A 12,437-nucleotide genomic window follows, 5' to 3' on the forward strand; every position below is an offset into this window, starting at 1 on the left:
GGATGCTCGGATTTTGGCGAAGGCGAATCCTAGGCAGCCAGCACCGGTTGCACCATCTGCAGAACGCAGCGAGTCGTCAGCAAAGGGTGCGGTGGTGGACTCCCGTACGTTCAGGGACGGCCTGATCTACCTCTACAAGCGTGCCGATTACGCTAAGCCCACCTGGCTCTGCCGGGTGAAGGTGCCGGGCGCCAAAGGCTACGCTAATCGCAGCACGGGGACGGGTGACGAGCACCAAGCCTTTAAGTTCGCCGACGACCTCTACAACCGGCTTCTGGTCAACTCGCTAACCGGGGTGGCCCCGCCATCGAAGCGGATTGGTCCCGTGATCGATGCTTACATAAAGCGGCTGGAGCCGGACAAGGCTCGCAAGTCGATCGGCTACAAGATCCTGCTGATGAAGCGAGTGAAGCCAACCCTCGATCACAGGACGTTCGACGAGCTCTCGACGGCGTTGCTGTCCAAGGTGATCGACGACCAGATTGCCCTGACCAAGAAGGGTTCTCTTTCCCCGAACACGATCAAGCGAATCTACGGCGACCTGCGGCACTTCCTGCAATGGTGCATGGACCAGGGGCACATCGATGCGTTGACGAAGTTTCCCAAGGTCATCGGCGTTGCATCCCGCCGTCCGCACTTCAATGCGAAGGATTGGCAGAAGCTGACCCGATACCTCCAGGAGTTCGTAAAGATCGAAAATGGGGCGATTCGGCGGGATCGAAAGATGCTGCGGGATTACGTTCTGATCCTCGCCAACACGGGCATCCGTGTCGGCGAAGCCCGCATCCTCAAATGGCGAGACCTAAGCGAAGTTAGCGGGGAAGATGGTGCCCCGAACATCGTGCTGGCTGTGGCGGGTAAGACGGGCAAGCGAGACGTCGTGGCACGATCAGCCGAGGTAAAGACCTACTTCAAACGGATACGTGATCTCCGGATTGAAGAGCTGACCACACCAGAGACGCCCAAGCCAAAGCTCGATCCCGATAGCCTCATCTTCTGTCACAAGGACGGATCAGCGATCGGCACGTTCAAGAAGTCGTTTGCGGCGCTGGTCAAAGCAGCCAGGGTCGAGAAGGACACCCACGGTGACCCCCGGACGCTTTACTCGCTGCGGCACACCTATGCGACGTTCCGCCTCCATAACGGCGTCAATCACTACACGCTGGGGAGGAATATGGGCACGACGGTCGCCATGCTGGAGCAGTACTATGGGCATACGTCGAATGTCATTTCGGCCAAGGAGTTGACCAAGATCAGCGGTGGCAAGGCAAGCGGAGCATCGTCATCCATGAAGTGGCTTGATTAGCCCGTGGACCTCATGAGGGTCTGAACGGACCCCCGGCACGACACCATAGAAGGAGATGTGCCGTGGAATTGAAGTTCGTAGCCGCAACCCGCCCCGCCAAGCCGAATGCGTCACTGCTCCGTCGTCAGAAGCTGGTTCGTAAGATCGATCAGCAGATCGGTTACGTTCGCCAGATGATCGAGGGGCAGAGCGTCCGTGCCGCATGGGCATGGATGGACGATGCGGGCAGCTACTTTCTTCCGATCAAGTACGGTCGCCAGCCGCTTGAGCTGAAGAAGGGTATGTTTGCGATCCAGTGCCCCGATCTCGACCATGCCGAGGCGGCGCTTTGCACCGTCCGTGGGATGGTCCTCCACGGAGATTTTGACAGCCAGCTCGATAAGGTTTCGACTGACATTCGGAGCAGATTCACTAAGTGATTAACGAAATTCCCGCCCGGAGCTGCGCATCGGCAGCTCCGGGGTTTGGAACCAGCAAAGATTCGGCCTTCTTATATCCGTTGGACGGCAACTCGATTGTGGCCATTCACCCAGAAGGGGATAAGGACGATGTCCAACAAGCAGAGCCCCCAATATCCATATAGTATATAACGCCCAAAATCGCGTATACCCTGCAAGCCCGGAACGGAGCCGCCGGTATGCTGCAAGATAAAGTCCATCTGGATGTAGATGTCTTGGATTATCGCAGGGACCGAGATCCAAGCGATGACACCCAAAGCGATTAAAAGCCTTATCACAGCATAGGTATATTTTCGCAAATAAAGTAGGTCGCCGGCCAATCCCCCTACGAGTATCAGCAACACGTATGCGGCGAGCATGGACTTCCGCTTACCGGATGCTCTGCTACCGGCATCCGCAAACGAGCTACGTTCTCTCACTGGGGCAAGTTCTTAGTGAAGTCGGCTCTTGGATGGCTATCGGGACCTGTGGATGCATCGAGGTTCCCACTCGGAGCGGGGACGTCAGCGTCAGGCGGAGTTCCGTCGGAGGCGTTTCCAGACCCAGCGGGCTGTGCCGGCAACGCGTCCGGGTCGGGCTGGTTTGCAACGGGCTGTTCAACCGGTGAAGCAACGCTGGTTTGGCGGGTCGACTTCATCGATTCGGCCTTCGCTACGAAAGCCAGCACGATCGCAGCAACCTGAGGCGATCTCTTGAGAATTATGGCGCTGTTCGTGCCGTCAGCCGTCCGCTGAGCGCTGTAAGAGATTTGGTACGCAATGTGATCTGGAGATTGATCGTTAATCGGGAGCGGCGAATCGAGAGCATCTGGATCAGAACCTCGACCAGCAACAATGGCGTCTTGAGGACCGGTCAAGGTCAACAGCCCATTGCAAGAAACCCTGCCGGTATCCTTATCAACCGCATCGACGGTCGGCATTTTGAACGACACGTAGGAGCTGACCAGCTTGAGAAATGCATCAGGAGAGAAGTTGCCCCCTAGGCTTGCGGCTAAGGCAGTCTTGGCGTCCCCATCAGATGGGGCGCCGGATACGATCACCTTTTCGAGAGCATCATAAGTCTGTTGCGTGGAGCAAACCTCGCCAGGCCTCTGCAAATAGGAACAGCCTGAAAGAGCTACGATGCCCGCCAAAGGGATCACGGCCCGTAGCTTTCCCGATTTCTGAAGCAATTTCATTGTCCACCCCGCTCAAACATCAAAGCTAAACGGTCCACCGGAATGACGTCCGGGTCCACGCTCCCCTACCTCGACGTAGGTCGAGACACGAGGTGGCTAGCAAATGACACGTCTGGGGGACAGACCAAAACGAGCATCCGTTGCCATGCAGGACCATGGATTTGGTTCAACTCCTTGGCGAGAATGTCCGGCAAGCCCGCAAGGCGCAGGGTATGTCGCAGGAGGAGCTGGCGTTCCGAGCCGGGATGAAGCGGAGCTACCTTAGCGATCTTGAACGAGGGACACGCAATCCAACCGTTCGGGCGCTGGGTCGACTTGCTGATGCACTCGCAATGTCACCCGGCACACTACTAGAACTATTACCAAGACCTTAGCAGCTATATTACTGCGTATATTGCTATCGGATCTATAATTATCTCATTCTGGGATGGACCCGAGAAGACCTGCTCAAGAACTCTCATATGAACTGCTAAAGATCTCATTGATGATTTTACGCCGTCGCTGGTGCTTACATCTGGAGGCACAATCGACTGTTCTGTCCCGCCACCAATCTGGGTGACAAGCCCGATCATGGTGAAGTTTGACTGCGTAAATCTAGAATACTTATGCAATATCATAGATTCGCTTTCTCGCAAAAACTCCCTTTTTAGAGGAGCAGAAAACAAATATCCCGAGTGGAGCATACTAGCCTCAATCATGCCGCCAAAACCGAACTCTATTAGCTTTGATGACGCCGCAATAAACTTCTTGTCGAGCTGCATACCTGCAGCCGCCGCGAGTTTTCGAACTTGATCATCCGGGAGAGGTTTCCCGTTACTTGTTAACGAACTTTGGCCCGTGTTCGCGACGCGCCAAAACGCTTCGCCAATCTCATTGAAGTTAGACAGCAAGCCGTGCGTTGCAGCAACATCATTGATCGTCAGACGAGCGTCTATTTTTACGAACAAGTTCGTTGACTTAACCGCGAAATCATTGTCGTCTGACGAAATAAGCATATCGTCAGTTCTAAGCTTATCTTCTAGGATCGTATAAGCATGATCCTCCAAGAACTTTAGTTCAGCTGAAGACTTCTCTTTGGAAAATATATCAGCTAGGACCTTTCCGCTCGAAAGTGGGCCTTTCTGACTCTCTTGCTCCGTTGATTTTTCCAATTCTGTTAAAAGTAGCTGGTTGGTGATTCCTTCAAAGACCTGTGACGAAATTGATCGTAATTTAGTTGAATCAAGATATAGGAAATTCCTAATCATTTTCTGCGCTTCCTATTAATGTATTCGCCGTAATATTTTTTACGGGTTCTGATTGCATATGCCGTCGTGATAGCGAGGCTGATCCCGGCGGAAATCAACGTTACCGCTGGAAGCCAAGATGTCAGTACGTGGGTAAATAAGTGGATCATTCGCTCGATCCTTCATCTGACTGTATAGAAGACCCCCAGAAAACGACCAGCCCAGACACAAATGATACAATAGCAAGAACGCCAGTGGAATCTAATATCGCGGTATCACGGAGATCCTTAATCGATAATATCGTCGTAAACAGCAGAAGTGCGTAGAGAACGATAAACAATATCGATATTACAAGATGGATATTGCTCCAAACCTCTTCGAAGTTAGATCGACTGATCTCATTTATGTTTGCGCTGTGGACTACAAGGCCGAATGCAACCAGATCAGAAACGGCAAAGGGCTCAACCCCTTGTTTTGAAAGTTCCCAAACAAAGAGTCGTGCCACGACAGGAATGAGGCCGAGCAGACATATATTCGTGAACCAGGACGTCAGTCGATCTCGAACGCTCATCGCAACTCCGCTGCTAAAAACCTTCATAGCCCAACCGTAGCTGGCCGATTGCGCAGAGAAATGATAACCGCGTATTTAGCAAGATGCAAAGCGCATGCAGCCGGTAATCTCCGGATCGTGTAGGCCGATAAAACCAATCTAAGACAGAAAACCGGCACCTAGCAGCGCTCCGAGAGCCTATTAACGATGGCTTTGACGGTTTCCGCGTGGAACTTGCCGCCACGTAGGCCGCATATACCCAGAGCGTTTAGATTGCGAGCGATAGCAGACAGAGATAGGCCCTTGATCAGCATTGGGCGAAGGATCGGTTCCAGACCGATCGCCCGGTGCATCGCGTCCTCACGGTGCAAGACAGCCAAGACGGTAGCATGGGGGCCAAGTCGGACACCTCGCTTCTTTGCTTCGGCCAACGCAGATCGGGTTCGATCGGAGATCAGCCTCCGCTCCTCCTGGGCGAGAGCGGCGAAGATATGCAGCTGAAAGTCCGTGGCATGGGGCATATCGGCAACAACGAGACCGATCCCCTGCTCCATGATGCTAGCGATGAAGCTAACCTTCCGCGAGAACCGATCGAGCTTGGCGATCAGCAGCTTTGCAGAATGTTTCTTGGCGTGGCCGATGGCCTTCCATAGCTCGACCCGAGCATCGAGCTTCCCAGATTGCACCTCGACAAACTCGGCGATCAGCTCATCGTCTGCTTGGAGGAACTCTTGAACCTTGGATTGCTGGGCAGCCAGCCCCAATCCCGATCGACCTTGGGTGGATGTCGATACTCGAAAATAGGCCACATAACGCTGCATTTTGCCGATCCCGTCCAGAGCATACCTTGGTTTACTCTGGACGGTTCGAGATATCCGAGTCGGTAGGCAACGCTAACGCTATCGCAACATTTGATAGGCGGGTCGGATAAGATTATACGGCTACGAGGATTGGTCACGTAGCGGCGAACAATCAGATCAGGGGTGGACTGGCGGATGGAAAAAAGCATAGTCAAAAAATGCAAATGCCCACCGGGTACGAGATGGATCGAGCTGGGACCGGAAACACACAACAATTACCGCGTCGAATGCCTACACTGCAGCGACTGGATAAAGTGGGGGAAAGAGGCTCAGCTCAACGAGCTAGTGGATGCTGGGCTAGATGGCGAGTTCGTGCCGTACGAGCCCCCGGCCCCCAGAGCTACCCTTGAAAAGTTTTTCGAGTAGGCATTGGATCCCCCTGGTTAGTGGGAAAAGGCAGTCTGCTGCCTAGAACGGAACATCGTCGTCTAAATCGGAGTCGAATGCGGAAGCTTGTTTATGCCTAGGTCTGGCGGACTCCTCTGCGTCTCTTCTAATCTCTACGTACTGCTCTAGCAAAAGGTCTCGACCGTGATCCGATAATGCATACGCGAGATACTCGTTGTTATTATAGTCTGTCATTTGGCTGGCATGTACGAGCCCTTCAGAAAGCAGCTTCATTGTGGCGAGGCTTGTGACGCGCTCAGGGGTTCCAGCGGCAGAAAGCGCTTTCTTGATTCCATAAGCCGAGAGGCCATCTGGATCAGTCATTTGGGCGTCCAGTATCTCCAACATTATGCGAGTTTTAAGCTCGTCCTGTTGAAGCGGGGCCCGCGCAGTGACCGACACAGGCAGGCTAAGAGCTCGATCCGCAGCCTCGGTAATGGCAGCTTTGACAGCGAGCTCTACATCATTCGATAAGCGCTCGAAGTCACCTTGCGACTCGGTTTTGTAAAAAATAACGGGGCGGTGGGTGATATCAAAAGGCAGAACGCCTCGTCTAGCAGCGTCGCAAGCCATCACGAGGGGCACACCAAGATTGAGAGCATAGCCAAGCTCGATGAAGACGTTCGGATTATTCTCTGAGATCTCAGCGAAGGCTATATCTGCTGCCTGTAGAGCCGTTTCGATTTTCTCAATGATCGGCTTGGTGCCTAAGATTTTGTCGGCGCGCACGGCTTTTGCACCGCCCCTCGCGATGGCGGGCGCAAACGTTTCTTCGAAGCGCCGATCGTAGGGACCTGCGTCAAACGATTGCATTACGAAACACGAGACCTGAGCCATTCGGATGCCTTCACCAATGCTAGCGGGATACCCAGTGTGCAGCGGATCAGCAAACCTGTTTGTGATCGCATTTGTCCCAACGACGACGCCTCACCCGTTATTCCGTGCGGCTTGCTTATTCGTTGGCGTTGAGCAAGATTCAGCTCGGGGAGCTTGTATGTCGGATCTAGCGCGTTTTTCGTTAAAGTTGCGGTTCAGCGGGGAGAGCGTCGAGGCTCGGGGATTGGATCTTTATGATGGATCCACATCGCTCCACGGGCTGGCTCAGGCAATGCAGATCGTTCTCCATGCGTACATGCGCAACGATGTGGTGACGAGAGCGACGCCGTTGAAGGGTGCCGAAATCCGGTTCAGCTCACCGCGGCAGGGAAGTGTCCTGATCGACGTCGTGGCGTTCATTGAGAAGTATCCAGCAACCCTCGGTATCGGCGCGCCAATCTTCTATGATTTTGTAAAAACGGCGTTTTCCAAAGCGCTTGGGAAACTCAGTGTCAAGGCGGAGACACCAACCATCCAAATGGTCGAGCTGGACGGAACCTTCTTTGATCAATTGAGCGAGGTTTTAGAGGGATCTCTACAGCGAGCTCATCGAGCCATAGATCATGGCAGAGAGAAGATAACGATCGAACGTCCTCGATCCGAGCTCGTCATGCTGAACGCGACAACAAGCCTTTGGGTTAACACTCGCGACGAAAACCCCGGCGTCGAAGACTTCAGCGGCAGCATAACGCGTTATAACTCCATTACTGGAAACGGCAGAGCGCTAATTCGGGAATTAAAGAGGGTTATCCCCTTTAGACCTGGCGATGGTTTTCCCGAAGAAAAAAGGGGACTTCTTACCTGGTCGCTCCATGGAAATACCGTGTCGGGAAATAAAGAGCTGAAGTTTAGAGCGTCCAAAATTGAGTCCGCGACGGGTGACCCGAAAAGACTCATATTGGCTGACTGCTCACAGGCATGATTGATATAGAACCGTTTTTGTTAAGCGGTGAGGTCTCGGGATCGATATCAAACTATCTTACGCGGAATACAATCACAGTAGCTCCCCAGCGGGTCAAATCGATCTTGGAAGGCAACTGATTGATGCCATCCCCTTCCAGCACATCGAACGATCGGAACGACACTTGGATCACATCAGTAGATCGGCGTTCGTTCTTGGTTTCACAAATTCCTACCGATTCCACGGAGCTTGTTCGTCAGCCGCAGTCCCGAGAGGGAATGGAATGACCCTCAGGTCTTCGCCGCCTTGTTGGTACCGCTTCAACTCGTTGTGATATCGCTTTGGATAGCGCTCAGGCGGGCCACCACAATTCCGGCAAACGATTGCATATTGGGGCCAATTCGAGTCAGATTGTGCGATCCAGTTCGTTCCCGCTGCGCAGTCGCATTTCATAGTTATAGTGCGCCTCTTATCGTCAACCGGCTGCCATTCGGGCGTCAGGATAGCTTCGGACTCCGGCTCGAAAGCTTCAAAAAAATCCATCCAAGGCTCGCGGGGAAGGGGCGGCGGAGGATATGGTACGATCTCCTCGCCCGCCATCTCGGAAGTACACGCCTGCTTGGATGTGAATTTTCTCTCGTGCTTGCATCGAGTGCATACAGCAAGCCACATCGCGGGAGAGCCGGGCGGCTGAGTGTACCACTTCCGCAGCCCCTTATGATCGCACCGCTTGTTTCGCATCTGCATCCTGTACTTTTTGGGACCCGCTATCTGGCGGGCTGAGCTGCCGACATCGGCGATCAATCGTCGAAGTCGAAGGTTGCGGCACCCCCAAAGATACCTTTCAAATACTTTTCGAGATCATCGACTCCGCTATGGTGAACGCCGACGTCGATCCGATACGTGAGATCCTCGCCTGTATCCGCGTTTCTCACCGATTCGATCTGGAACATGCCAGCAGCACCCGCGTGTTCGGACCTTCCGTGGTCAAGTGCTACGTTGAGATACATTCGGTATTCCCCCGGTGGTCGTAGCGATCAGATGTGGCCTGATCGCCGTTGGCAAATTGGCCATTGGACTCCTCATTCGCTGCGAACTCAATTCTCGGTCGGCTCGCCGCCCGCAAGATGGGCAGCTGCGGCAGCCTTAGCCTCGGCAATGCCCTTGGGCTTGGACTTTGCAGGCTTACTAGCAGGAGCGTCGGCCGCAGCCTTTGCGGGGCGGCCACGCTTCTTCGGCGTCGCCGTTTCGACAACGGCTTCGGTAGCGTGAACGACGGCATCCTTGACGGTCGTGCCAGCCTTTTTGCCTAAGCCGGAGCTTTTTGCAAACTCACCACGCATCGCTGCATAGGCAGGAGCAACCATCGGATAATCATGGGGCAGCCCCCACTTTGATCGGTAGTCCGCCGGCGTCATTTGATATTGAGTCATCAGATACCGCTTCAGCATCTTCATCTTTTTGCCGGATTCAAGCGACACGATATAATCGTTCTTGATGCTCGATTTGATTGGCACGGCGGGCTCCTGCTTCGGGGCCTCCGGAGTCGCAGGACTGAGCGCCTCGGCCAGCGCCGAGTGAATCGACGCAATTAATGTCGCAACGTCAGCGGTCGCGATCTCATTCTTACTGACGTATGCTGAAACAATGTCGGCGGTCATGGTGATCAGATCGGTATCGGCTTCAGACAATGGATAGCTCCGCACACTTGTAGCAGCCCGTCGTACCCCTTTCGATGATCGTGTCCAAGCTCGGCTTTGGCGATCTGAGAAGCGATGGGTCTATGAGGAGAGCAACACGTTGATGTTCATTCAAAATGGGGAGCGATTAGATGGCTTGGAGCAGGATCGATCAGAACAGTCCGCCGATAGGTAGACCGGTGCTCGTTCGGACGATCGAAGGCGACGACCCTATCATAGCCTTCTTAGCCCCGGACAAGATTTGGTACGCTGGAGGTGCCCTGGTGCAGAGTTCGATGACGCTGATTGCCGCTACGCCGACGGAATGGTGCGAGCCTGACGGAGCGGAGACGCTGTAGCGAAGGGAACGCGGCTAACCTCCCAGAGAACTATCGTCACCGGGCGATGATCGACCTGATTGCGGACGTTGCAAAAAAGCGAGATAAGGTTCCTTGATACGGCGGCTGGGAACGGAATCCTACCGTCACGGCAAGAGGTCATACCGAATGACGAAGAAGGGTCAGCATGTGGTCCCTAACGGCAATGGCTGGAGCGTCAAAAAGGCAGGTGGTGTTAAAGCTTCAAGTAATCACCCGACTCAAGCTGGAGCCGTACAGGCCGCAACCCAGATAGCGAAAAACCAAAAGACCGAACTTTATGTGCATGGAAAGGATGGAAGGATCCGAGAGCACAATTCATATTCGGGCGGGCTTCGCACGAAAAAGTGAATGCTCCACAACCGCCCTTTGAACGGTCCGTCTTTATCAATTGCCCGTTCGATCCCGAATATGCGCCGATCCTCCAGGCAGTTGCTTTTTGTGTGATATTTCTTGGTTTCTATCCGCGGCTTGCACCGGAGAATAGTGATAACGCCGCTGGCCGACTTGATCGCATAATCGACTTGATACGTGGATCCCGGTACGGGATCCATGACCTTACAAGATGTAAGTCGATTGCCCCCGACGAGTTTTCTCGAATGAACATGCCTTTTGAGCTTGGACTGGATCACGCTTGCAAACGATACGGAAACGATCAACTTCCAGATAAGCAGATACTAATCCTGGAACACACCAAATATGATTATCAGAAAGCGCTTTCTGATATATCTGGTTGGGATATTCAGGTGCACGAGGGGAAATTTGAGAAAGCCGTTCGCAAGGTCCGTAGCTGGCTGATCGCTCAAGCTGGAGCTCCCGCAGTCGGGTCAGCGCTGATCCAAGGGAAATATCTCGAGTTTCAGGAATGGTATTGGCAGCGCGAGACCGCGGCGGGATCATCCGACGAAGATATTCAAGAATATCCGACAGCTGAACTGGTTCGAGCAATGCATGAGTGGAAAGCGGCGCAGACCTAATGCGGAAAAGGCAGCATTAAGTGCCTTCCTTCACTGATGCGGAAGCGAACGGTCGGGAGGCGCCCACCAATCGCGTTCAACGCCATGGAGCGAACGTGCACATGCGGACATCCGTTAACTTTGAATCGCGAGTGTCGCGCAGGTAACTGCTAGACCGACGGGGTCACTCTTTAGACACTTCCTCCAAGGCCTTAGTCACCATCTTCACGGCAATGCTGAGCCAAGAAGCTTGGGTCACACGAGCGGCGCTAGGTGAGATGCTCGACGCAACATCGACCGCTGCCATTACAACGGTGACGGCTACCGTGGTCGCGATGCCCGTCTTGATACCCTTTTTCACGCCCTCGTCGGCTGCGCCGAGCCAGCCTCCAAAGGTTGTGAAGACTACATTGACAAGGTTCTCGATCGTTCGGAGAGCACCGAAGACGGCGCGTTTTGACGCGGAGCGCCTTTCGCGCATGGCCTCAAGCATCCAACGGATAGTTCGCGGAACTTCAGGGTCAACAGCGTCTTTGGCTGCAACTAGGTCAGCGACGAGCTTGGTTCCTGCTTGATAGACAGCCTTCAAATCCTCGGTCGTATATTCAGCCATCGCGGCATTCTCATTGTACCGGTTCCACTCTGGGAACTGCGCGACGTACATCGCCACGGTGACGCTGAACGCTTGAAGATACGCTGATACGATGCCAGGTAGTTCCTCGCTGTTTGCATTCACGTAAACTTGGAGGGTCATGCTTTGGATGCCGAGCGCAATGATGTCGGCTCGGCTTTTCAGACGTTCGTTGATGTCGGCTACCAATTCAATGAGCCGCTTGTCGAAGTTGCTTCCCTCCAGCTCCTCCTTAAGCTTGACCGCACGAATGATCAGCTCCTCACGTGCCCGATCGGCGTTTGCGCTATCGAGGTCGCCAGCGATAGCGGCACGGTGATTGATCTTCAGGATCGTGCCGGCAACCACGAACTCTACGGGGCCGAGTTGCTGCGCCGGAAGCAGACTTAGAAGTTCCTTGCTAGTGGGGCGCGGGTAGGCTGGTCGAGACTCGAAGGTAGCGATGTCCCGGCGAATGCCTGTGGTCAGGTCGCTTACCAACTCGGCGAGAGTGGAAAGATTAAGCTGACCGGCTCGAGGCGTCGCCTTTGCCAACCGCACGTTGAAGAAGGGATGAGAAGAAAGGCGTTCCAGAGCCGACGCGGCAATCTGAAGCTCCGCAAAGGCTTTGGCGAGAGGCGAGGATGCAAAGGCGCCGTCCATCATTTGACCGACATGCGCGGCCTCATTGCGCAGCGAAACCACCTCCTCCCGATCAGGCCATCTTGCCTCCTGCTTCGAGGCCTCGATCACGATCTCGCCAGCCAACACCCTCACATCGTTGCGACGGATGCGAACCCACGTTGATGAATTCCGGATAGCTGGCTGGCTCATGGCGAGAGCTTAACCGCGAACCCGCTAATTAGGAATATGGCCGCCAAAACCTGGGGCCGTTCTCCGGCCACGCCGCATGACCCGGTGGCAATTTGCGCGACTTTTTGAACGAGCGTCCGCTAGCGCAATCTGATCGTCCAATGCGATCAGGCGGCAACACACCAGAATCGAAAAAAAAGCTATCTGCTTGTAGATTCCGAGGGAAGCCGCCCCCCAATTCTGAAATGATGCCGCCCCCCT

Annotated in this window: 13 protein-coding genes; 6 read left to right on the forward strand and 7 right to left on the reverse strand. The window is 54.1% G+C overall.

What is annotated here, in order from left to right:
• Window positions 1–13 precede the first annotated feature (13 nt).
• Both Q0326_RS17410 and Q0326_RS17415 read left to right on the forward strand, forming a co-directional pair.
• Window positions 14–1,306: a tyrosine-type recombinase/integrase gene (locus Q0326_RS17410; RefSeq protein ID WP_298692957.1), complete on the forward strand. Its 1,293-nt coding sequence runs from the start codon at window positions 14–16 to the stop codon at window positions 1,304–1,306.
• Window positions 1,307–1,368: 62 nt separating this feature from the next.
• Window positions 1,369–1,725, forward strand: coding sequence for a hypothetical protein (locus tag Q0326_RS17415; protein WP_298692959.1), 357 nt, complete (start codon window positions 1,369–1,371; stop codon window positions 1,723–1,725).
• Between the two features lie 454 nt (window positions 1,726–2,179).
• Here the strand turns inward: Q0326_RS17415 and Q0326_RS17420 are convergent, their stop codons facing one another.
• Window positions 2,180–2,941, reverse strand: coding sequence for a hypothetical protein (locus Q0326_RS17420; protein ID WP_298692961.1), 762 nt, complete (start codon window positions 2,939–2,941; stop codon window positions 2,180–2,182).
• A gap of 155 nt (window positions 2,942–3,096) precedes the next feature.
• Between Q0326_RS17420 and Q0326_RS17425 the strand changes: the two genes are divergently transcribed.
• Entirely contained in the window at window positions 3,097–3,315 is a 219-nt protein-coding gene (locus tag Q0326_RS17425) for a helix-turn-helix transcriptional regulator (RefSeq protein WP_298692963.1), read from the forward strand.
• Between the two features lie 3 nt (window positions 3,316–3,318).
• On the opposite strand, the gene Q0326_RS17430 is transcribed toward Q0326_RS17425, so the two are convergent.
• The 3 genes from Q0326_RS17430 to Q0326_RS17440 form a co-directional block, all read right to left on the reverse strand.
• Window positions 3,319–4,188 carry a hypothetical protein gene (locus tag Q0326_RS17430; RefSeq protein ID WP_298692965.1) on the reverse strand — a complete coding sequence of 290 codons (870 nt, stop codon included), beginning with the start codon at window positions 4,186–4,188 and terminating at the stop codon, window positions 3,319–3,321.
• 708 nt (window positions 4,189–4,896) lie between these two features.
• On the reverse strand, window positions 4,897–5,538 hold the full coding sequence (locus tag Q0326_RS17435) for a recombinase family protein (RefSeq protein ID WP_298692967.1): 642 nt from the start codon (window positions 5,536–5,538) through the stop codon (window positions 4,897–4,899).
• 447 nt (window positions 5,539–5,985) lie between these two features.
• Window positions 5,986–6,801: a hypothetical protein gene (locus tag Q0326_RS17440; RefSeq protein ID WP_298692969.1), complete on the reverse strand. Its 816-nt coding sequence runs from the start codon at window positions 6,799–6,801 to the stop codon at window positions 5,986–5,988.
• 157 nt (window positions 6,802–6,958) lie between these two features.
• Between Q0326_RS17440 and Q0326_RS17445 the strand changes: the two genes are divergently transcribed.
• Complete coding sequence (locus Q0326_RS17445; protein ID WP_298692971.1) at window positions 6,959–7,762, forward strand: hypothetical protein; 804 nt, start codon at window positions 6,959–6,961, stop codon at window positions 7,760–7,762.
• A gap of 779 nt (window positions 7,763–8,541) precedes the next feature.
• Here Q0326_RS17445 and Q0326_RS17450 read toward each other — a convergent pair.
• Together Q0326_RS17450 and Q0326_RS17455 are read right to left on the reverse strand one after the other, a co-directional pair.
• Entirely contained in the window at window positions 8,542–8,751 is a 210-nt protein-coding gene (locus Q0326_RS17450) for a hypothetical protein (RefSeq protein ID WP_298692973.1), read from the reverse strand.
• A gap of 87 nt (window positions 8,752–8,838) precedes the next feature.
• Window positions 8,839–9,432, reverse strand: coding sequence for a MucR family transcriptional regulator (locus tag Q0326_RS17455; RefSeq protein ID WP_298692976.1), 594 nt, complete (start codon window positions 9,430–9,432; stop codon window positions 8,839–8,841).
• Between the two features lie 494 nt (window positions 9,433–9,926).
• Between Q0326_RS17455 and Q0326_RS17460 the strand changes: the two genes are divergently transcribed.
• Entirely contained in the window at window positions 9,927–10,148 is a 222-nt protein-coding gene (locus Q0326_RS17460) for a DUF2188 domain-containing protein (RefSeq protein WP_298692977.1), read from the forward strand.
• 248 nt (window positions 10,149–10,396) lie between these two features.
• Entirely contained in the window at window positions 10,397–10,774 is a 378-nt protein-coding gene (locus tag Q0326_RS17465) for a hypothetical protein (RefSeq protein WP_298692979.1), read from the forward strand.
• A gap of 163 nt (window positions 10,775–10,937) precedes the next feature.
• Here the strand turns inward: Q0326_RS17465 and Q0326_RS17470 are convergent, their stop codons facing one another.
• Window positions 10,938–12,131: a hypothetical protein gene (locus tag Q0326_RS17470; RefSeq protein WP_298692981.1), complete on the reverse strand. Its 1,194-nt coding sequence runs from the start codon at window positions 12,129–12,131 to the stop codon at window positions 10,938–10,940.
• Window positions 12,132–12,437 lie beyond the last annotated feature (306 nt).

The sequence above is a fragment of the uncultured Sphingomonas sp. genome, assembly GCF_937859915.1.
Lineage (GTDB): Bacteria > Pseudomonadota > Alphaproteobacteria > Sphingomonadales > Sphingomonadaceae > Solisphingomonas.